This is a genomic window from Marinobacter vulgaris, assembly GCF_003344045.1.
Classification (GTDB): domain Bacteria; phylum Pseudomonadota; class Gammaproteobacteria; order Pseudomonadales; family Oleiphilaceae; genus Marinobacter; species Marinobacter vulgaris.
Window position 1 is genome coordinate 524,460 of record NZ_QFWX01000002.1, and the last position, 21,989, is coordinate 546,448.

General features: G+C 57.1%; 21 protein-coding genes. All 21 read left to right on the forward strand.

All coding sequences use genetic code 11. The annotated features are described in order from the left end of the window. The first annotated feature begins 470 nt into the window (after window positions 1-470). The 21 genes from rpmH (at window position 471) to atpG (ending at window position 21,968) form a co-directional block, all read left to right on the forward strand. On the forward strand, window positions 471-605 hold the full coding sequence (rpmH, locus tag DIT71_RS05625; RefSeq protein ID WP_008172542.1) for a 50S ribosomal protein L34: 135 nt from the start codon (window positions 471-473) through the stop codon (window positions 603-605). 15 nt (window positions 606-620) lie between these two features. Further along, the gene (gene rnpA, locus DIT71_RS05630) at window positions 621-1,028 is read left to right on the forward strand and encodes a ribonuclease P protein component (RefSeq protein WP_114612216.1); all 408 of its coding nucleotides are present in this window, start codon (window positions 621-623) and stop codon (window positions 1,026-1,028) included. Next, a complete protein-coding gene (gene yidD / locus DIT71_RS05635; protein ID WP_114612217.1) occupies window positions 1,028-1,321 on the forward strand; it encodes a membrane protein insertion efficiency factor YidD in 294 nt (97 codons plus the stop codon). Before rnpA ends, yidD begins: the two co-directional genes overlap by 1 nt. Before the next feature lie 4 nt (window positions 1,322-1,325). Further along, a complete protein-coding gene (yidC, locus tag DIT71_RS05640) occupies window positions 1,326-3,041 on the forward strand; it encodes a membrane protein insertase YidC (RefSeq protein WP_114612218.1) in 1,716 nt (571 codons plus the stop codon). Window positions 3,042-3,113: 72 nt separating this feature from the next. Next, window positions 3,114-4,484 carry a tRNA uridine-5-carboxymethylaminomethyl(34) synthesis GTPase MnmE gene (gene mnmE, locus DIT71_RS05645; protein WP_114612219.1) on the forward strand — a complete coding sequence of 457 codons (1,371 nt, stop codon included), beginning with the start codon at window positions 3,114-3,116 and terminating at the stop codon, window positions 4,482-4,484. Between the two features lie 56 nt (window positions 4,485-4,540). Continuing rightward, the gene (locus tag DIT71_RS05650) at window positions 4,541-6,889 is read left to right on the forward strand and encodes an EAL domain-containing protein (RefSeq protein ID WP_227537962.1); all 2,349 of its coding nucleotides are present in this window, start codon (window positions 4,541-4,543) and stop codon (window positions 6,887-6,889) included. A gap of 107 nt (window positions 6,890-6,996) precedes the next feature. After that, a complete protein-coding gene (locus DIT71_RS05655) occupies window positions 6,997-7,557 on the forward strand; it encodes a DUF3833 domain-containing protein (protein WP_114612357.1) in 561 nt (186 codons plus the stop codon). Window positions 7,558-7,615: 58 nt separating this feature from the next. After that, on the forward strand, window positions 7,616-8,710 hold the full coding sequence (locus tag DIT71_RS05660; RefSeq protein WP_114612220.1) for an efflux RND transporter periplasmic adaptor subunit: 1,095 nt from the start codon (window positions 7,616-7,618) through the stop codon (window positions 8,708-8,710). A gap of 3 nt (window positions 8,711-8,713) precedes the next feature. After that, complete coding sequence (locus tag DIT71_RS05665) at window positions 8,714-11,863, forward strand: efflux RND transporter permease subunit (RefSeq protein ID WP_114612221.1); 3,150 nt, start codon at window positions 8,714-8,716, stop codon at window positions 11,861-11,863. Window positions 11,864-12,014: 151 nt separating this feature from the next. Beyond that, window positions 12,015-12,143, forward strand: a complete 129-nt coding sequence (locus tag DIT71_RS18375) for a hypothetical protein (RefSeq protein ID WP_264756323.1) — start codon at window positions 12,015-12,017, stop codon at window positions 12,141-12,143. 131 nt (window positions 12,144-12,274) lie between these two features. Beyond that, entirely contained in the window at window positions 12,275-14,161 is a 1,887-nt protein-coding gene (gene mnmG, locus DIT71_RS05670; RefSeq protein WP_114612222.1) for a tRNA uridine-5-carboxymethylaminomethyl(34) synthesis enzyme MnmG, read from the forward strand. A gap of 8 nt (window positions 14,162-14,169) precedes the next feature. Further along, a complete protein-coding gene (gene rsmG / locus DIT71_RS05675; RefSeq protein ID WP_114612223.1) occupies window positions 14,170-14,832 on the forward strand; it encodes a 16S rRNA (guanine(527)-N(7))-methyltransferase RsmG in 663 nt (220 codons plus the stop codon). 2 nt (window positions 14,833-14,834) lie between these two features. Continuing rightward, window positions 14,835-15,629, forward strand: coding sequence for a ParA family protein (locus tag DIT71_RS05680; RefSeq protein ID WP_114612224.1), 795 nt, complete (start codon window positions 14,835-14,837; stop codon window positions 15,627-15,629). 51 nt (window positions 15,630-15,680) lie between these two features. Next, window positions 15,681-16,553: a ParB/RepB/Spo0J family partition protein gene (locus DIT71_RS05685; RefSeq protein ID WP_114612358.1), complete on the forward strand. Its 873-nt coding sequence runs from the start codon at window positions 15,681-15,683 to the stop codon at window positions 16,551-16,553. A 237-nt stretch (window positions 16,554-16,790) separates the two neighbouring features. Next, a complete protein-coding gene (locus tag DIT71_RS05690) occupies window positions 16,791-17,207 on the forward strand; it encodes an ATP synthase subunit I (RefSeq protein WP_227537963.1) in 417 nt (138 codons plus the stop codon). Between the two features lie 15 nt (window positions 17,208-17,222). Beyond that, window positions 17,223-18,077, forward strand: a complete 855-nt coding sequence (gene atpB, locus DIT71_RS05695; protein WP_114612225.1) for a F0F1 ATP synthase subunit A — start codon at window positions 17,223-17,225, stop codon at window positions 18,075-18,077. Window positions 18,078-18,125: 48 nt separating this feature from the next. After that, complete coding sequence (gene atpE / locus DIT71_RS05700; RefSeq protein ID WP_027830230.1) at window positions 18,126-18,353, forward strand: F0F1 ATP synthase subunit C; 228 nt, start codon at window positions 18,126-18,128, stop codon at window positions 18,351-18,353. 94 nt (window positions 18,354-18,447) lie between these two features. Continuing rightward, complete coding sequence (locus tag DIT71_RS05705; RefSeq protein ID WP_114612226.1) at window positions 18,448-18,918, forward strand: F0F1 ATP synthase subunit B; 471 nt, start codon at window positions 18,448-18,450, stop codon at window positions 18,916-18,918. 12 nt (window positions 18,919-18,930) lie between these two features. Continuing rightward, window positions 18,931-19,467: a F0F1 ATP synthase subunit delta gene (locus DIT71_RS05710; RefSeq protein WP_114612227.1), complete on the forward strand. Its 537-nt coding sequence runs from the start codon at window positions 18,931-18,933 to the stop codon at window positions 19,465-19,467. Between the two features lie 28 nt (window positions 19,468-19,495). Further along, on the forward strand, window positions 19,496-21,040 hold the full coding sequence (gene atpA, locus DIT71_RS05715) for a F0F1 ATP synthase subunit alpha (protein ID WP_114612228.1): 1,545 nt from the start codon (window positions 19,496-19,498) through the stop codon (window positions 21,038-21,040). A gap of 67 nt (window positions 21,041-21,107) precedes the next feature. Further along, the gene (atpG, locus tag DIT71_RS05720; protein ID WP_114612229.1) at window positions 21,108-21,968 is read left to right on the forward strand and encodes a F0F1 ATP synthase subunit gamma; all 861 of its coding nucleotides are present in this window, start codon (window positions 21,108-21,110) and stop codon (window positions 21,966-21,968) included. Window positions 21,969-21,989: the final 21 nt, after the last annotated feature.

Below are 21,989 nucleotides of genomic sequence, written 5' to 3' on the forward strand. Positions count from 1 at the left end.
ACCTACAGGCTTGTGTACAGAAAACAATATCAATACCAGTTATACACACACCCTGTTAGCAACCCGCTCCCAACCCTGTGCACAAACCCCCGACGGCTGGTGGATAAATGGACTCCATACCAGCAACCCATCTTACCCACATTTCCTGCCACGGTTATCCACAGACCTCAGGGCCCCTTGTCAACTGCTTTGTCAATCTTCTATCTGGCTAATTTATAACGATATTATTGGCTTATCCCCCGAAAATGCCTTGCCTAATAACAGTAGTAGTAATCCTTAAAGAGATTAAAAAAGACCTATTACAGTTATTACTGATGAGCCCGTCCGGGCCCCGGTCCCCCTCAGAAAATGAGCCCGTCAATAAGCATTGAATTCCTTGGCCACATTGCATAGAATGCCGCTCCTGTTTTGGCTGTTCATTTTCCAGTCAATCATTGAATTTCAAATACCTGCAATGTGAGATCGACACCATGAAAAGAACGTTTCAACCAAGCGTACTGAAGCGTAAGCGCGTTCACGGTTTCCGTGCCCGCATGGCAACTGCGAATGGCCGCAAGGTTATCTCCCGCCGTCGTGCCAAGGGCCGTGCCCGTCTGTCTGCGTAAGACATTGACCGCCTGATGAAGGCTTTGACCTTTCCAAAATCGTCCCGGCTGCTAAAACCGGCGGATTACGGTAAAGTCTTCGATGACGTTCAGATCAGGGTTCCACACCGGAATTTTCTGATCCTGGCGACACCCAATACTCTGGGACACGCCAGGATCGGCCTGGTTTTTTCAAAGAAGAATCTCAAGCATGCGGTACAGCGCAATCGCGTTAAACGCAGGGTTCGGGAAACTTTCAGGCACCAGACAGAATATCCCGCCCTGGATATTGTGGTACTCGGGCGACGGGGCCTGACCGAGCTTGATAATCCAACGCTCAATGCTACCCTGACGGAGCTCTGGTCACGTCTCAGAAAGAAAAACCGCCAGCTCCAGACATCCTCCTCATCGGAACACACCGGTAACGGCAAAGGAACGGGTTAATGCGCAAACTGTTGCTCCTTCCCATCCGTGTCTACCAGTACGCCATCAGCCCCATGATGGCCAGTCACTGCCGTCACTACCCGACCTGTTCCCAGTATGCGATCGACGCCATTACTACCCATGGCGCTGTTAAAGGCCTTTTTCTTGCGATGAAACGTCTTCTAAGGTGTCATCCCTGGGCAAAAGGCGGGTATGATCCCGTTCCGGGCACTGAAGTCTGCAGAGAGGTTAGGCCTACCACCTGCTGCGGGCCGGCCAGCCAAACCCATAACACTAACCCGACCAAACAGTAAGTTTATGGATATTCAACGCGTTGTATTATTTGCCGGCCTGGCCATTGTCAGTTACATGATGGTGCTTGCCTGGAACGAAGACTATAACCAGCCCCAAACAGAGCAGGTTGCCGAGCAAACCACCCGTTCGGCCGCTTCATCCGGTGATAGCGACAACATGACGCTGCCCGAAGACTCCCAGGGCAACTCCCAGTCCGCCAGTGAAGAGTTCACCACACCGGAAGGCGAGAGCCAGGCTATCGGCAGCACCCAAAACAGGTCAGCGGATGTCAGCGACCAGCTGATTACCGTGCGCACCGACGTCTACGAACTGAAGATAGACCGGGTGGGCGGCAACCTGATCGAGAGCGCCCTGCTCAAGTACGACCGGTCGCTGGACAGCAAGGCATCCCTGCGGATTCTGACCAATACCAACAGACGCACCTACATCATGGAAAGCGGTCTCATCGGTCGGGACGGCATTGACAGCAAGCGCAACGGCAGTGCACCGGTATACAACACCTCCGCAACAGAGTACGAGTTAGAGGAAAGTGAGGACTCACTCACTGTCAACCTGACTTACACCACCGACAATGACGTTGAGATCACCAAACAGTACCAGTTTGGCCGCGACAGCTATGAGATTGATGTTCGCTATCTGATCAATAACCAGTCAGACGAGGTCTGGCAGGCCAACATGACGGGCAAGATTGTCAGGGATGAGGCACCCGATCCCACGGCCCAGAACAGCCTGGGTATCAGGGCGTTTCTGGGCATGGTTGTCAGTACCCCTGAGGACCCTTACGAAAAATACGATTTTGATGATCTGAAGGAAGATCCTGTCAACCAGTCGGTTACCAACGGCTGGCTTGCCTTTCTCCAGCATTATTTTCTCTCCGCATGGATACCGGAACGGGGTCAGTCAGCCCAGTTCCAGTCCACCCAGCGGGGACCGCTGCACGTCATGGGGTTTGTCTATCCCGCCACTCAGGTTGCGCCGGGAGAAACTGCGGAAGTCTCGGCCCGTGCCTACGTAGGCCCGAAAATCATTGAACGCCTGGAAGGCGTGGCCCCCAACCTGGACCGGACCGTCGATTTCGGCTTCCTGTTCTTCATTGCGTTACCGCTGTTCCTGATCCTCGACTGGTTCTACGGACTGGTAGGCAACTGGGGTGTCGCGATCATCCTGTTGACGGTCCTGGTGAAGGCAGTGTTCTTCAAACTTTCAGCCACCAGTTACCGTTCCATGGCCAGAATGCGCGCGGTTGCACCACAGTTGACGCGGCTGAAAGAACTCTACGGCGACGACCGCCAGCGAATGTCCCAGGAGATGATGGCGCTGTACAAGCGGGAAAAGATCAATCCCCTTGGTGGCTGCCTGCCCATACTGGTGCAGATGCCGGTGTTCATTTCCCTGTACTGGGTTCTGTTCGAGAGCGTTCAGCTGCGCCATGCACCGTTCATGCTGTGGATCCACGACCTGTCGGTAATGGACCCCTACTTCATCCTGCCGATCCTGATGGGTGCGAGCATGATGCTGCAGATGAGCCTGAACCCGACGCCGCCGGACCCGATGCAGGCCAAGATAATGAAGCTGATGCCGCTGGTGTTTACCGTATTCTTCCTCTGGTTCCCGGCGGGTCTGGTACTGTACTGGCTGGTTAACAACATTCTGTCCATCAGTCAGCAGTGGTACATCACCCGCAAGATTGAAGCGGAAATGGCCAACAAGAAGAGCTGACCGGGTACAATTCAGACCAGTCGTTGCAGAGGCTCCTACCGGGAGCCTCTGCTGTTTCAGGGGGAATCAATCATGTTCCATGCTACCGACACCATCGCTGCCATTGCCACGGCGCCGGGCCAGGCCGGTGTCGGTATCGTACGCGTATCCGGCCCCGCTGCAGCTGACATTGCTCGCCAGATGCTGGGTTTCCAGCCCCGACCCCGTTATGCCCACTATGGCCCGTTCGTGGATACCAGCAGTGAGCTGATCGATGAAGGCATAGGTCTGTTTTTCCCCAACCCCCACTCTTTTACCGGCGAAGACGTCTTTGAGCTCCAGGGCCATGGCGGTACTGTCATTCTGGACCTGTTGTTGAGGACCGTGTGTGAGCTGGGTGCCCGTCTTGCCAGACCGGGAGAATTTTCCGAAAGAGCGTTCCTCAACGACAAACTGGATCTGGCCCAGGCGGAGGCCATCGCCGACCTGATCGAAAGCAGCTCAGAGCAGGCTGCGCGCTGTGCGGTCCGCTCATTACAGGGCGTTTTTTCCCGCCGGATTGATGCGCTGGTGGAATCGGTTACCCACCTCCGGATCTATGTTGAAGCCGCCATTGACTTTCCCGAAGAGGAAATCGATTTTCTTGCGGACGGTAAGGTCGCCAACGACCTGCAGGCGATCATTCAGGATCTGCAGATTATCCTTGCCGAGGCCCAGCAAGGGACGATTCTCCGGGATGGCATGAAGGTGGTCATTGCCGGTCGTCCAAATGCCGGTAAATCCAGCCTGCTTAATGCCCTGGCAGGGCGTGAGGCAGCCATTGTGACCGCTGTTGAGGGCACTACCCGGGATGTTCTGCGGGAACACATCCATATTGACGGGATGCCACTGCATATTATCGATACCGCCGGCCTGCGGGACAGCCCTGATGAAGTGGAACAGATAGGTATCGCCCGGGCCTGGGAAGAAATCCGTCAGGCGGACCGTATTCTGCTGATGGTGGATGCCACTACCACACCGGAAACCGAGCCCCAGCGATTATGGCCGGATTTTATAGATCAGCTGCCTCAAGGTGCCCCGCTCACGGTTATCCGCAACAAGGTGGACCTGACCGGTGAGCCCGTGGGCATCGAACAACAGCACCCGCAGGCAGCCCCGGTCATTCGTATTGCCGCCAGATCCGCCGACGGGCTTGAAGTTCTGCGGGATCACCTGAAGCTGTGCATGGGTTTTGCCAGCACCACCGAGGGGGGCTTTATCGCCCGGCGCCGTCATCTGGATGCCCTGGAACGTGCCCGGGATTTCATGCTGCAGGGGGAAGGTCAGTTACAGGGCTTTGGCGCCGGTGAGTTACTGGCGGAAGACCTGCGCGCTGCCCAGGATGCCTTGGGGGAGATTACCGGTGCCATGACACCGGACGAGTTGCTCGGTAAGATCTTCAGCAGCTTCTGTATTGGCAAGTAAGCCCGGGGGGGAAACCTTTGAACACCTCAGTTTGATTCGCCCAAGGAAAGCCATTCATGCCGGGAAAGTTGACCCGCCTTCCGACCAACCGCAAAACTCCGCCTTCACGGCAGTCCGTGATGTGGTTGTTGGGCATGCTGGTACTGGTGTTTGTGGCCGGTATGTTTCTGTTGTCCACTCTGAACATCAATTACTCCCGGGATGCACTGTCAGAACTTCGACGCCAGCAGATTCATGAAGTCGTCAGTGCCGGCTTGATGCGTATTAACGCGCACCACTCAACCCTGGCCGGTTACACCACTACCCTGGCAAACGTGGGAGAAAGCTTTCACGCAATAACAGAAAACAGGGACTCTGGACCCGACAGTTCCTATCTCCGCACTCCTCTGGAGGACGCCCTCAAAGACCATTTGCAGAATTTTGACGGAGCTCTCGGCGGCGGCCTGTGGTTCCAGCCCGGTGTTTTTTCCGGGCCCGCTATCAGTTATATGCCCTACTTTATATACAGCCCGGATGAACAGGAACTGGAACGGCTCGATGTCGATAACCGTTTCAGTAGCTACCGGGATGCGCCATGGTTCAGCCATACCCTGGGACCGGAATGGACTCCGGGCCCTGACACCGCGGATAAAGTCTACTGGTCGCCAATCTATTACGATGTCAACACCGAACGGCCAGTACTGACCCTGGCAAGCCCGATGTATGACCGTCGGAAAAACCTGCTTGGCATGGCAACCACCACCTGGACAGCGGACCGGATGATTGATGTTGTCAGCAATATTACGGTCACGGAACACAGTTTCACCTTCCTTAACGACCGCAACAACCGCAACCTGTCGAGCTTTGGCAAGGATGAGGATGTCGGGAAGGAACAGGCATTGATGGATGAGATTCTCACACTGGAGCTTTCCGGTAGTACCGATGGACGGTCCCCAACCGGCGCACTTGCCACCCGCACGCTCACGGTGGGGGACGATGACTACGAACTGTATTATGCCGCCACCGCCGGAGGCATGATCTATGGTGCGGGCGTGCCAGTGGATGAAATCAATGCGGGATTGCGTCCCATGAAGCAGACTAACCAGCGCGTCCTGGTGGGTACGGTCTCTGCGATACTGTTTCTCAGCCTCTATCTGCTGTATCGGATTATCCAGCTGATCCGGGAACTGCGCGCCTCCTACACCGATGACCTCACCGGATTGCCCAACCGCATCCGCCTGTTGCAGGATTTACAGACGCCGGATGATGCCTCGCTGCTGATTATCAATCTGGACCGTTTTAACGAAATAAACAGCCTGTTCGGCAATGTCTGCGGCGACCATGTTTTGCTGGCCGTTGCGAAGCGGTTGACCGCCTTTGCCGGTGATCAGGTGCCGGAGTCGCTGGGGGTATACCGCTTACCCGGTGACGAATTCGCAATCCTTGCCCCCTTGTTTGATGAGCAGGCTATCGGGGAGTTGGCGGTGCAGATACGCCACCTCGTTAACGGAGAACGGATCTATTGGCAGCAGCAGCCACTGACGGTGGATGTCAGCATTGGAATGGCAATGCGGAGAGACCGCAAACCCGGGGAGTCGGCCGATCAACTGGTCAGCCAGGCCAAGGTGGCAGTGCTGCAGGCACGGGAGCAGAACCGTCATCACCTGCTGTATGACCCGTCGGTGGGAGTTGAGGAAAATTACGAAGCCAACCTTTACTGGGCCAACCGGCTGAAGGCGGCGATTGACGATGATCGCCTGATGCCCTGGTTCCAGCCGATTTACGATAATCAGTTGCAGCGTGTTACCAAGTACGAGTGTCTGGTGCGGATGGTGGAGCCGGATGGACGTGTGATGAGTGCCGGCCAGTTCGTCAAGATTGCCGACCGGTTGCGTCTGAACCGCAGGATAACGGTGCTGATGATTGATAAGTGTTTCGCCCGCTTCTCCAGCCGCAAGGAGGAGTTTTCGATCAATCTCTCCTACGGCGACATCGCTGATCCGGAGACAGTGACCAGAATTCTGCAGGCGCTGGATCGTTACGACATTGGCAACCGGGTGATTTTCGAGATTCTGGAATCCGACGGCATCACCAATTACGAAGAAATTCATAATTTTATCGAACAGGTAAAACCCTTCGGCTGTCATATTGCCATAGATGATTTCGGCACCGGCTACTCCAACTTCGCCCACCTGCTGAGCCTGAATGTTGATTACATTAAAATCGATGGCAGCCTGATCCGAAACCTCGACCAGGATCACACCGCATTTCTGGTTACCCGCGGCATTGTCCAGTTTGCCCGCAGCCTCAACATCCGCACCGTTGCCGAATTCGTCCACAATGAGTCCGTTCAGGACCGCGTCCGGGAATTGGGCATCGACTTTTCCCAGGGAGACTATTTCGGCATGCCGGAGGCGCTTGTATAACAGCTGACCTGTTTCGGGGCCGGACGCGTCAATGATCGGTACCGTTGCTTCTGGCGTATGTTCAGGGCGAAATGCCGTTCTTGAACCGTCCTGAGAGTGTAAAAGTCATGCAAAGTTCCGTCGCATTGAAGACCATCACTGGTTTGCCCCGCTATCTCTGTTTATTGTTATCCACAGCCCTGCTTGCTGGTTGTGCCGGACCTGCGCTGGAAGACTATCAGGACCGCGAACCGGTATTGACGCCCCAGGAATTCTTTACCGGAGAACTTTCCGCGCGGGGGATGGTCAAGGATTTTTCCGGCGAAGTCATTCGTACCTTTGACGCGGATATTTCCGCCAGCTGGGACGACGAGGGTGTCGGCACGCTGGATGAGGAGTTCCGGTTTGATGACGGCGAGGTGCAAACCCGGGTCTGGACACTGACACCAGACAACGGCGCCCTTCATGCAGATGCCGGGGATGTGGTGGAGCCTGGCACCATGCGCTGGCAGGGTAACGCCATCCACATGAACTATGTTCTGCGGGTGGCATACGGTGATGGCACCATTGATGTGCGCATGGATGACTGGATGTACCTGATCACGCCCGACACCCTGATCAACCAGACCACCATGAGCAAATGGGGGATACAAGTGGGTGAAATCGTGCTGGTGATCAGCAGGAAGTAACCGCGGGGTATCCGGGTACCAGTGGCGATAGACAACCAAAAAACTTATTGAGTCAATTATGGTCAAGCAATGGCTGATTGCACTGGTACTTGTCGCACTGGCAGCCGGAGGCGCTTTTTCCTGGCAGTACTTTGCCCAGGAGGACTCAGAGAACGCGCAGAGGCAGCGCCCGGCGAGCAAGGTCAATGCGATCAGCCCGAGCATGGAGGTGGTACGCGACTCCGTTAACGCCGTCGGTAACCTGCGGGCACTCGACCAGGTGGAGTTGACCACGGAATTGAGTGGCCGCGTGGTAGAGATGAACCTGGTCAGTGGCAAGCGGGTCAGCCGCGGCGAGTTGCTACTGCGCCTGGACGACCGCCAGGCCCGGGCGGACCTGCAGATTGCGGAGGCCACACTGGCTGACGCCCGTCGCCAGTACGAGCGGGCGCGACGCCTGCAGACCAACAACAGTATCTCCCAGTCCCAGGTCGATGAGCTCCGCACCGCGGTGAATGTGGCCGAGGCCCAGCGCGCGTCGGCCCGCACCCGTCTCGATAACCACCGTATTGAAGCGCCTTTTGAAGGCGTGATCGGACTCAGTGATATCAGCCTTGGTGCCTACCTGAGCTCCGGAACCTCCGTAACCACCCTGGATTCAACCGACCGTATGGAACTGGGCTTCTCGATTCCGGAGCGTTTCCTGGGCCAGGTCGGAATGGGACAGAGGGTGCGTGGCGCGTCGCCGGCCTATCCCGATGAGGAGTTTCAGGGGGAACTGGCGGAACTTGGCACCCGCATCAATGAACTCAGCCGCACACTGCCGGTGCGGGCGATTATTGACAACCCCGATGGCAAGTTGCGGCCGGGGCAGTTCATGTCCGCAAACCTGACCCTGCGGGAGCGGGAGGCGCTGGTCATCCCCGAGCAGGCGGTCATGATTCGCGGTGACGACAAGTATGTTTTCGTTGCCGAGGATGGGGTCGCCCGTCGGATATCCGTGTCCCTGGGTTCCAGGTCCCCGGGTCGGGTGGAGGTCTCCGCTGGGCTGTCGCTGGAGGACCGAGTGATTGTCACCGGCCAGGACCGGCTCAGCAGTGGCGATCGCATCGATGTGGTGGATGACGACACGGCAATTCCGGACAACCGCTTTCTCAGTTCCCGGGAGTCCTGATCCGTGATCCTCTCGGACATTTCCATAAAGCGGCCGGTTTTCGCCACCGTCATCAGTCTGCTGATCCTGGTGTTCGGTCTCGCTGCCCTTCTTGGCCTTCCTGTGCGGGAATACCCGGATATTGACCCACCGGTGGTTTCCATTTCCACCGACTACACCGGCGCCGCCGCAGAAGTGGTGGATACCCAGATTACCCAGGTGATCGAGGGAGCCATCAGCGGTATCGAGGGTATTCGCTCCATCGAGTCCAGCACGGAACAGGGCGAATCCCGCACCTCCATTGAATTCAATACCTCGCGCAATGTGGATATCGCCGCCAATGACGTCCGCGACGCGGTAGCCCGGATTGCCAGCGAGTTGCCCGAAGAAGCCGACTCACCGGTGGTGCAAAAAGCCGATTCCGATGCACGGCCAATGATGTGGCTGTCGTTACGGAGTGACGTCTGGGACAGCGCCGAGCTTAGTGATTTTGCCGAAAGGGTTCTGGTTGACCGTCTGTCGGTTCTTGATGGCGTAGCGGATGTCCGCATCGGTGGCGAGCGGCGCTATGCCATTCGCGTCTGGCTGGATCGTGAAAAACTGGCTTCCAGGGACATGACAGTGGCCGAGGTGGAACAGGCCCTCAGGTCGAATAACGTAGAGCTTCCAGCGGGTTCGGTGGAATCCTCCACCCGGGATTTCACCGTACGCGCCAAAGGCCGGCTCAGCGGTGTCGATGAATTCCGCCAGCTGGTTATTCGTCGTGACGGTAACGATCTGCTCAGGCTTGGCGAAGTTGCCAATGTGCAGATGGGGGTCGAGTCCGACACCAGCCGTCTGCGCTTTAACGGGCAGACCGCGGTGGGCCTGGGTGTCATACGGCAATCCAAATCCAATACGGTTGCCGTTTCGGATCTGGTTCAGGTTGAGCTGGATAAAATCCGCAAGACCCTGCCCCCGGAAGTCAACATCGCTGAAAGCTACGACGAATCGATTTTTATCCGTGCGTCGATCAAGGAAGTCGTCTTCACCCTGGCGATTGCGGTTTCACTGGTCATCCTCGTTATTTTCATGTTCCTGCGTTCCTGGCGGGCGACTCTGATTCCTGCCGTGACCATACCGGTGGCGGTAATCGGTGCGTTCATCGGCCTGGGTGCCCTCGGGTTTTCCATCAACGTGCTGACCCTGCTGGCGGTGATTCTTGCCATCGGTCTGGTGGTGGACGACGCCATCGTGATGCTGGAGAACATCCAGCGGCGTATTGACGACGGCGAGCCGCCATTGTTGGCGGCTTACCGCGGTGCCCGGCAGGTGGCGTTTGCGGTCATCGCCACCACCCTGACGCTGATTGCGGTCTTTGTGCCAATCTCTTTCATGGGCGGCAATGTGGGTCGCCTGTTTGCGGAGTTCGGCTTTACGTTGGCGGCGGCGGTGGTGGTGTCCAGCATCGTGGCACTGACATTGACGCCCATGCTGTGTTCCAAATGGCTGAAGCACAGCCCTGAAACCGAAGAAGGGCATCGCCTGTGGGCAGCCAGCGAACGGGCCCTCAACGGGCTCACCAATGGTTACGCCCGCATGCTGCGATTCTCCCTGCGCCAGCCCGGCCTGTTGCTGGGTCTTGGTGTGGTGGGGCTGATCATGGCGGTGGTGGTGTTCCCGAAACTGCCCCAGGAGCTCGCCCCTACCGAAGACCGCGGTGTCATCATCATGCCTACCAGTGCCCCTCGTGGTTCCACGGTGGAGTACACCGACCATCATGTTCTCAAGGCCGAGGAGCAGTTGCTGCCTTACCTGCAAGACGGCAGTGCCAACCGCATACTCTCGATCGTCGGTTTCCGCAACGAGGCGGATAGTGCCTTCATAATCATGGGCCTGGCGCCCTGGGAGGAGCGGGACATCAAGCAGCAGGAAATCACCAGCGAGCTGCGTGGCAAACTGGCGAGTGTTCCCGGCGTGCGATCGGTGGCGGTGAATCCGCCGGGCCTGGGCCAGCGTGGGTTCAATCAGCCGGTGGAATTTGTCATTGGTGGTCCGGATTACGAATCGGTGCAGGCCTGGAGCGAGGAAATTGTCGAACGGGCCAAAGAAAACCCCGACCTCCTCAGCCTGGAAACCGACTTTGAGCTGACCCGCCCGGAGCTGAACGTCACCATCGATCGGGAACGTGCCGCAGACCTCGATGTGACGGTGGAAGACGTGGGCCTGACCCTGCAGACCATGCTGGCGTCCCGCCAGGTAACCACCTATCTGGACCGCGGCAGAGAGTACGATGTCATCGTGCAGGCGGCGGACATTGACCGGGCCACGCCCAACGATCTCGGCCGCGTGTTCCTGCGGCCACGACAGGGTGGTGACCTGATTCCCCTGGAAGCCCTGGTCACCATTGAAGAGGTGGGTGCCAACCCGGACCTGCGTCGCATCGACCGCTTGCCGGCAGTGGTTATCAGCGGGTCGCTGGAGGATGGCTACGATCTGGGTTCGGCACTGACCTATCTCAATAACCTTGCTGTGGATAACCTGCCACCGGAGGCCAGGGTCAGTTACAAGGGCCTGAGCCGTGAGTTCCAGGATTCCTCCGCGGCGATCTATGTGACATTCGGCCTGGCGTTCGTGATCGTTTTCCTGGTGCTCGCTGCGCAGTTTGAAAGCTGGATTCACCCGATGATCATCATGCTTTCGGTACCCCTGGCGGTGACCGGTGCGCTCTACGCCCTGTTTTTCTCCGGTATCACGCTGAACATCTACAGCCAGATAGGCATCATCATGCTGCTGGGATTGATGGCCAAGAACGGGATATTGATTGTGGAGTTTGCCAACCAGCTACGGGACAAGGGCTACGATGTCTATGATGCCATCCTGGAAGGGGCGATCCTGCGTTTCCGGCCGGTTCTGATGACCACTATCTCAACAGTTTTCGGGGCAGTGCCTCTGGTGCTGGCAACCGGTGCCGGTGCTGAAAGCCGCGCTTCCATCGGCATTGTTATCCTCGGCGGGCTGGTCTTTGCCACCACCCTGACCCTGTTCATCGTTCCCGTGCTCTACAACCTGCTGGCGCGATTTGCCAAGTCCAGTAATGCGGTGAGTCTGGAACTCGAGAAACAGGCCGCTCAGTCCGCCGGTGGCCGCGGTGTGGTCGCCGCGCCGCAATCAAAAGAAATGGATCAGTTCTGATAGTGACCCTCCGCAGTTGGTGAAAGCTGTGGATAAATTATGGGATAACCTTCGGATAAGCTTTGAATAAAACTAAAAAAAAGATTTAAAAACAATTTGTTAACAGCTATATCAAGCCTCTTGAAGCGCTCCGAAAATGTGGATAACTTTCTTGAAAAGTTTGTCAGAAGAAGATCGCAAACCGCTGAAATCTGTCGAATTTAGCGACGAGAAAACCTGCGAAACCCGGCGTAAGACGTTTTTTGGCATTCCGCTGGCGCGCCCGGGTTTTGCCGGTTGATTCATTCTGGTTAAAATTTGCACATTCTGACTGCAATTTACCGGTTGAGGCGTTATACTCCCCGCCCTGATTTTCAGGCTGTTTTTTTATACCCAGAATTTTTCTGATAGGCCGTTTGCCGAGGTGATGTAGTGGATTATCCGACCCGTTTCGATGTGATTGTCATTGGTGGTGGCCATGCCGGCACTGAAGCCGCGCTGGCGGCTGCACGCATGGGTTCCCGGACCCTGCTGCTGACCCACAATATTGAAACCCTCGGCCAGATGTCCTGTAATCCGGCGATTGGCGGCATTGGCAAAAGCCACCTGGTGAAGGAAATCGATGCCCTCGGCGGTGCCATGGCCATGGCGACCGACAAGGCCGGTATCCAGTTTCGCGTGCTCAATTCCCGCAAGGGCCCGGCGGTTCGCGCTACCCGCGCCCAGGCAGACCGGGTGCTGTACAAGGCAGCCATTCGCGAAATTCTGGAAAACCAGCCCAACCTGACCCTGTTCCAGCAGGCCGCCGACGACCTGATCGTGGAAGGCGAGCGCATTACCGGTGTGGTGACCCAGTCCGGCATCCGTTTCCGGGCACCGACGGTGGTGCTGACCACAGGCACCTTCCTTGGTGGTGTAATCCACATTGGCATGCAGCAGCACTCCGGTGGTCGTGCCGGCGACGCACCCGCCAATGCCCTGGCCCAGCGTCTGCGAGAGCTGCCGTTCAATGTCGGGCGCCTGAAAACCGGTACCCCGCCCCGTATTGATGCCCGCAGCGTGGATTTTTCCGTGATGCAGGAGCAGTGGGGGGATGACCCGGCCCCGGTGATGTCGTTCCTGGGTTCCCGCGACCAGCATCCCGAGCAGGTGTGCTGCTATGTCACCCGCACCACCGAGCAGACTCACGATATTATCCGCAGCGGCTTTGACCGTTCCCCGATGTTTGCCGGCAATATCGAGGGCATCGGTCCGCGTTACTGCCCGTCCATTGAGGACAAGGTCAACCGCTTTGCGGACAAGGATTCGCACCAGATTTTTGTGGAGCCGGAGGGGCTGACTACCAACGAGCTGTATCCCAATGGTATTTCCACCAGCCTGCCGTTTGATATCCAGCTGGCGGCCGTGCGCACCATTCCCGGTTTCGAGAATGCTCACATCACTCGCCCGGGCTATGCCATCGAATACGATTTCCTGAACCCCCAGGACCTGCGTCATACCCTGGAAACCAAGTTTATCCAGGGTCTGTACTTTGCCGGCCAGATCAATGGCACCACCGGCTACGAAGAAGCCGGTGCCCAGGGCCTGCTGGCGGGTATCAACGCCGCGCTGCGCGCCCAGGAGCGGGACGAATGGTATCCCCGTCGTGACGAGGCCTATCTCGGCGTACTGGTCGATGACCTGATCACCATTGGTACTTCCGAGCCCTACCGCATGTTTACCAGCCGTGCCGAATACCGGCTGATCCTGCGGGAAGACAACGCCGACCTGCGTCTGACCGAAACCGGCCACAAGCTCGGACTTGTGGATGACCAGCGCTGGCAGGCCTTCAATACCAAGCGCGAAGCCATCGCCGCCGAGCGCAAGCGCCTGGAAACCACCCGTATCCATCCGGGCACGCCCGGCGGCGAGGCCGCCAACGGCTTTCTGCGCCAGCCGATGAATCGTGACCAGACCCTGGCGGAACTGCTGCGGCGCCCGGAGATCAATTACAGCCACATTGTACAGATGGCAGAGGGTATCGCCGACGATCCCATTGTTGCGGATCAGGTGGAAATCGAGATCAAGTACGAGGGCTATATTTCCCGTCAGACCGACGAAATAGAACGCCTGCGCCGGAACGAGAATACCCGCCTGCCGGACGACATTGATTTCGATGCCATTGGCGGCCTGTCCAACGAGATCAGGCAGAAGCTCAAGGAGGTCCGGCCGGAAACCGTGGCCCAGGCCTCACGCATTCAGGGTGTGACTCCGGCGGCGATTTCCCAGGTGCTGGTGCATCTCAAGAAGCGCGACCTGTTGCGCAAGCAATCTGCCTGAGTGGACTCATGAGCGACGCACTGTGGCAGCGCCAACTCTGCGAAGGGCTGGCCGGGCTGGATCTGGAACTGGATAATGCCAGTCAGCAACAGCTGCTGGCGTTTCTGACCCTGCTTAACAAGTGGAACCGGGCCTATAACCTCACCGCGGTGCGGGAGCCGGGGGAAATGGTCTCGCGCCAGCTGCTGGACAGCCTCAGCATCCTGCCGTTTGTCACTGCCGATCATCTGCTGGATGTGGGTGCCGGTGGTGGACTGCCAGGTATTCCCCTGGCCATTGCCTTGCCCGATAGGCGATTTACACTTCTGGACAGCAACAGCAAGAAAACCCGCTTCCTGACCCAGTGCGTGCTGGAGCTGGGCCTGCAGAACGTGGCTGTGATCCATGGTCGGGCCGAAAGCTGTGATCCGTCCATTCAGTATCGGCAGATCACCAGCCGCGCGTTCACAGCACTGGACAATCTGGTCACCTGGTGTGGACATCTGCTTGCGGATGAGGGCGAGTTCCTTGCCATGAAAGGCCAGTTTCCGGATGATGAGGTAGCTGCCCTGCCTGCGGGCTGGCAGGTAAGGTCCCGGCACTCGTTATCGGTACCCGGCTCGGATGGCGACCGCCATCTGCTGGTGATCGCCCGCGATTCCAGTCATCAGAATTTCACCACAGGAGGCTAGTCATGGCGCGTGTGATTGCAGTGACCAATCAGAAAGGCGGTGTTGGCAAAACCACCACCTGCGTCAACCTGGCCGCCTCCCTGGCTGCAACCAAGCGCCGTGTGTTGCTGGTGGACATGGATCCACAGGGCAACGCCACCATGGGCAGCGGGGTCGACAAGAATGCCCTCGAGCGCTCCGGCTATGACATGCTCACCAAGCGCGCCACCGCCGCAGAAGTCATCTTCCGGGCAGAAGCGTCCGGCTTTGACATCCTGCCCTCCAACGGAGACCTGACGGCCGCGGAAGTGGAGCTGATGAACGAGATCGGCCGCGAGCATCGGCTGCGGCTGGCGCTCAACAAGGTGCGGGAAAATTACGACTACATCCTCATTGATTGCCCACCGTCACTCAGCCTGCTGACCGTCAATGCACTTTCGGCGGCGGATACGGTACTGATCCCCATGCAGTGCGAGTACTACGCGCTGGAGGGTCTGGCGGCATTGATGAACACGGTTGAGCAGATTCAGGAAACCGTTAATCCGGACCTGCAGGTCGAAGGCATACTGCGCACCATGTACGACCCCCGCAACAGTCTGACCCTGGATGTCTCCGGTCAGCTCAACGAGTTCTTCGGCGACAAGGTCTACAAGGCGGTGATTCCCCGTAACGTGCGCCTGGCGGAGGCCCCCAGTTATGGCCTGCCGGCCCTGAAATACGATCGGACTTCCAAGGGTGCGATTGCTTACCTGGCGCTGGCGGGCGAAATGGTGCGCCGGCATGGTTCACAAAAGACATCCGCGGCGGTTGCCGTGTAAACTACCTCTCCTTTGCACACAGATTTTTCATCGGGAAGAATGACAAACACCATGGCGGCGAAGAAACGAGGACTGGGTGAGCGCGGACTGGGCGCTCTGTTGCAGGGCTCCAGGGTCAACCTGGACCAGGAACTGAAGGACCACGACGGCGAACTGCGGGACGTTCCCATCGACCTCATCCAGCGTGGCCGGTTCCAGCCCCGCCGGGACATGGACCCGGCAGCCCTGCAGGAACTGGCGGACTCCATTCGTCAGCAGGGCGTAATGCAGCCGGTCGTGGTGCGCCCGGTTGCCGAAGGCCGCTTTGAGCTGATTGCCGGCGAGCGCCGCTGGCGCGCCACCCAGATGGCGGAACTTGACCGCATCCCCGCCATCATCCGTGACGTCCCGGATGATGCAGCCATTGCCATGGCGCTGATCGAGAATATCCAGCGCGAAAACCTCAACCCTATAGAAGAAGCCTTCGCGCTGCAGCGCCTGCAGGATGAATTCGACCTGACCCAGACACAGGTGGCGGAAGCCGTGGGCAAGTCCCGTACCACCATCACCAACCTGTTGCGCCTGATCAGCCTGTCTGAAGATGTGAGGTTGATGCTGGAACACGGAGACCTGGAAATGGGCCATGGGCGGGCGATGCTCACATTGCAGCCCGAACAGCAGATGCAGGTGGCGAAACAGGTGGTGGCCAAATCCCTCTCCGTTCGCCAGACCGAGGCGCTGGTTCGCCGGGTGCAGCAGGAAACCCCGGGTGACCGGAAAACCCGGGGCGAGCTGGACCCGAATATACGGGCACTGCAGGATGACCTGGCAGAACGGCTTGGTGCGCGAGTATCCATTGATCACGGCCAGCGCGGAAAAGGCAAGTTGGTGATCCAGTACACCTCACTGGATGAGCTCGATGGCATCCTTGGGCACATCAAGTAGTATCATTGGTCGATAGTGCCAAAGTAGTGGTTTGGCCTAAAAACACCACATGTCGTGATATGAATTGTTTAAAAACACAACCTGTGTGATATTGATGCGAACTACCGGGAAAACTGGCTATTTTTCCACCAAATTTTCGTGACCGCCCGGTTGAACAGCCACCGGTTAACACATATAATTTCGCGCGCTTGCATAAACTCCGGGCAGGGTGTGACAGGAAGCAGGTTTCACGTACGCATGACCATTTTTCAGGCTGGTTCCATGTCCCCGACCAGAAAGCGTATTAACCGGTTGCCGTTTCTACAGTGGCTGGCAATTGAAACGGGGCTCATTGTTGTATTGAGCCTTGCCTGGTATACAGAAAGTCGTTTGGCTGGTTATTCCGCGTTTGTCGGCGGTCTTATATATGTCATACCAAACGCGTACTTTGCCCACCGGATGTACCGGTTTGAGGGAGCGCGGAATGCGCACCTGGTGGTGGGCAACATGTTCAGGGCTGAAACCGTCAAGCTGGCCCTGACCGCCGTCTTTTTTGCGGCCGTTTTCATCTTGATGGAGCCTGTACATGTGCCGGCTCTGTTATTCACTTTTGCTGTGATGGTTGCGCTGAGCCCGCTTCTGCGTTGGTTCATCCGGCCACAACCACAGCGATGACTGGACGAGAACAGTATGGCAGCTGGTACCCCAGTAGAGTATATAAAACACCACCTAACGAACCTGACCTACGGCAAGTTGCCGGAAGGCTACGAGCGTGCCGACGGCACCGTCGTTGAGGAAGCAACCTGGACCATGGCCCGCACCGGGCAGGAAGCGATGGATATGGGTTTCATGGCGGTCCACGTAGACACCATGGGCTGGTCGATCGCCATGGGTGTGCTTTTCCTGGGCCTGTTCCGGTTCGTGGCCAAAAGAGCGACAACCGACACACCCTCGGGTCTGCAGAACTTCGTCGAAATGACGGTAGAGTTCATACAGAACATCGTGCGCGACGTTTTCCATGGCAGGAACCCGCTGATTGCGCCACTGGCCCTGACCCTGTTCGTGTGGATCTTCCTGATGAACAGTCTGAAGCTGATCCCGGTGGACTACATACCTTCCATCGCCCATGCAATGGGGCTGGAATACTTCAAGATCGTGCCGACAACGGATCCCAACGGTACCTTTGGCATCGCGCTCGGCGTATTCCTGCTGATTCTGTTCTACAGCTTCAAGGTTAAAGGCGCCGGCGGTTTCGCCAAGGAGCTGTCATTCACACCGTTCAATCACTGGTCCCTGGTACCGTTCAACCTCGTGCTCGAGCTGCTGGCGCTGATCATCAAGCCGATCAGCCTGGCACTGCGTCTGTTCGGTAACATGTACGCCGGTGAGGTCATATTCATCCTGATTGCACTGTTACCATTGTGGATCCAGTGGTCCCTGAACGTACCCTGGGCCATCTTCCACCTGTTGGTAATTACGCTGCAGGCCTTTATCTTTACAACGCTGGCTGTGGTTTACCTCAGCGCTGCGCACGAAGATCACTGATACCCGAAAATAAACCCTTAACTATCTGAGAAAACTGAGGAGTCTTCAATGGAAATGGTATTTATTGCAGCAGCACTGATCATCGGACTGGGTGCCCTGGGCGCTGGTATTGGTTTCGGTCTGCTCGGTGGCAAGCTGCTTGAGTCTACTGCTCGCCAGCCAGAACTTGGCAACCAGCTTCAAACCAAGGCTTTCATCATGGCCGGTCTGCTCGACGCCGTTCCCATGATCGGTGTTGGTATCGCGATGTACCTGATCTTCGTTGTAGCTGGTTAATCAGCCGAAAGAGTCGGGTGTCGTTCTCCAAGACTGAGACCGCGCCCCGCTCTACGGACACCGGGACGCAACGAATAGCAAGAGGTACACCGCCGTGAATATAAACCTTACGTTAATAGGGCAAACGATTGCCTTCGCTATTTTCGTCTGGTTCTGCGTCAAATATGTATGGCCTCCGATTACCGAGGCCATGAGTGCGCGCCAGAAGAAAATTGCCGACGGCCTCTCTGCCGCAGATCGGGCTTCCCTCGATCTGGAACTTGCGCAGGAAAAAGCCTCCAAGGAAATGCAGAAAGCGAAAGAAGAATCTGCAGCTCTGATTGACCAGGCTAACAAGCGTGCCGCCCAGATCGTTGAGGCCTCCAAGGATGATGCTCGCAAAGAAGGCGAGAAAATCATTGAACAGGCCCGGGCGGAAATTCAACAGGAGCGTGTTCAGGCTCGTGATGCACTCAGGGCAGAAGTGGCAGCTATTGCCATTGCCGGTGCCGAGAAGATCCTGGAAACCTCTGTAGACGCCAAAGCTCACAGCGAGATGCTGGACAAGCTGGCCGCGGAACTCTAAGCGAGGGTCATCATGGCAGAACTGACTACGTTAGCCCGACCCTACGCGAAAGCCGTTTTTGATGCTGCGAAGGACCAGGACGCCATTGATCTGTGGGATCAGGCCCTGGCTTTCGCGGCTCAGGTTGCGGCCAACGAACAGGTAAAGGTCATCCTGGCCAAACCCGGCCTGGCTGAGCAACGCAAGGCACAGCTTCTCGCTGACTGTTTTGAAGAGCAGCTTCCCGAGGCGCTCAGTAACTTCCTGTCTATTCTTGCTGAAAACAATCGTCTTGCCCTGCTGCCAGCCATATCTGAGCTGTTCAGCCTCTACCGAGCTGATCTTGAACGCACGGTGAAGATGCAGGTGAGCACAGCGTTCGAAATGACAGCCGAGCAGCAGCAGAAATTGATCGACGCCCTGTCCAGGAAACTGGAGCGCAAGGTCGAACTTGAATCCTCGGTTGATCAGTCGCTGATTGGCGGGGTGGTTATACGTACGGGCGACCTGGTTATCGACGCTTCGGTTCGTGGCAAGTTGGCAAAAATGGCCAACGCCGTGGGCTCCTGATTTCAGCACAAGGTTTGAGGACAAAGGCATGCAGCAACTGAATCCATCCGAGATCAGTGACATCATCAAGAAGAGAATCGAAAAGCTCGATATCTCTTCGGAAGCAAAGAACGAAGGCACAATCCTCTCAGTTTCCGACGGTATCGTGCGGATTCACGGTCTGGCCGATGTTATGTACGGCGAGATGATCGAGTTCGCCAACGGCATCTACGGTATGGCACTGAACCTGGAGCGGGACTCCGTTGGTTCGGTGGTACTGGGTGATTACGAAGATCTGGCCGAGGGCCAGAAAGTCCGTTGTACCGGTCGCATCCTGGAAGTTCCGGTTGGCCCGGAACTGCTCGGACGCGTTGTTGACGGTCTGGGTAACACCATCGATGGCAAGGGCGAGCTGGGTAACACCCTCACCGCTCCGGTCGAGAAGGTGGCACCGGGCGTTATCGCGCGTCAGTCCGTCGATGAACCGGTACAGACCGGCCTCAAAGCCATCGACACCATGGTGCCGATCGGTCGTGGCCAGCGTGAGCTGATTATCGGTGACCGTCAGATTGGTAAAACCGCCGTTGCTATCGACGCGATCATCAATCAGAAGCACACCGGCATCAAGTGTATCTACGTGGCCATTGGTCAGAAGCAGTCTTCCATCGCCGGCGTTGTGCGCAAGCTGGAAGAACACGGCGCTATGGACCACACCATCGTGGTGGCTGCCGGCGCTGCCGATCCTGCTGCGATGCAGTTCCTGGCTCCGTATTCCGGTACCTCCATGGGCGAGTACTTCCGCGACCGTGGCGAAGACGCGCTGATCATCTATGACGATCTGTCCAAGCAGGCTGTGGCCTACCGCCAGATCTCCCTGCTGCTGCGTCGTCCGCCAGGCCGTGAAGCCTACCCGGGTGATGTATTCTACCTGCACTCCCGCTTGCTGGAGCGCGCTTCCCGGATTAACGCCGACGAAGTTGAAAAGCTGACCAACGGTGAAGTGAAGGGCAAGACCGGTTCATTGACCGCGTTGCCGATCATTGAAACCCAGGCTGGTGACGTTTCCGCGTTCGTACCGACCAACGTGATCTCCATCACCGACGGTCAGATCTTCCTGGAAACCAACCTGTTCAACTCCGGTATCCGTCCGGCGATGAACGCCGGTATCTCCGTATCCCGGGTTGGTGGCTCTGCCCAGACCAAGATCATGAAGAAGCTCGGCGGTAACATCCGTCTGGCCCTCGCCCAGTACCGTGAACTGGCGGCATTCGCGCAGTTTGCATCAGACCTGGACGAAGCGACCCGGAACCAGCTGGAACACGGTCAGCGCGTAACCGAGCTGATGAAGCAGAACCAGTACAGCCCCATGACCGTTGCGGAAATGGGCACCGTACTGTTCGCAGCTAACGAAGGCTTCCTGGATGATGTCGAAGTCAATAACGTCGTTAAATTCGAAGCGCAACTGCTTGACTGGATGCGTGCCGAACAGAAAGACGTGCTCGACAAGATCGGTGAAGAAGGCAAGTACAATGACGACATTGCCGCCAGCCTGAAAGCTGCTCTGGAGAAATTCAAGACCACTCAAAGCTGGTAAGCCCGGGGCCTGCTGCGGCGGGCCCCGTTGGTCCACATGAGTGTCTAACTTGAAAAGGCAGTGACTTATGGCCGTCGGAAAAGAAATACGTAACCAGATCGGAAGCATCAAGAGCACGCAGAAGATCACCAGCGCCATGGAAATGGTGGCTGCGAGTAAAATGCGCAAGGCTCAGGATCGCATGAAGGCCACCCGGCCCTATGCGGAAAAGATGCGTCAGGCAATTGGACATATTGCCAAATCCAACAAGGATTACGTGCATCCGTTCATGAAAGAGCGTGACGTCAAGCGTGTCGGTTACATCGTGGTGTCCTCGGATCGGGGGCTCTGTGGTGGTCTGAACACCAACGCGTTCAAGCTCCTCGTCCGTGAAATGCGTGCATGGAAAGAAAAGGGTGTAGAGACTGATATCTGCGCCATCGGGCAAAAGGGTGCGTCATTTTTCCGCAGCTACGGCGGAAACGTGGTTGCGGCGCTGACTCATATCGGTGACAGCCCGAGTGCTGAGAAGCTGATCGGTAACGTCAAGGTCATGCTGGATTCGTTTGAGGAAGGCAAGATTGATCGCCTTTACGTGATCTATAACGAGTTCGTGAACACCATGACCCAGCAGCCTGTCGCAGAGCAGCTTCTGCCACTGCCGGAAGGCAATGATGAAGAAATCGGTCACCAGTGGGATTACATCTACGAGCCGGATTCCCGGCCCATCCTGGATGGGTTGTTGCCACGCTATATCGAGTCCCAGGTCTATCAGGGCGTGGTGGAGAATCTTGCCTGTGAGCAGGCCGCTCGAATGATTGCCATGAAGAGCGCGACAGATAACGCCGGCGAAATCATTAACGAACTCCAGCTGGCGTACAACAAGGCTCGTCAGGCAGCCATTACGCAAGAAATTTCGGAGATTGTGAGCGGCGCAGCTTCGGTCTGATCCGGCGCACAATCCTACTGG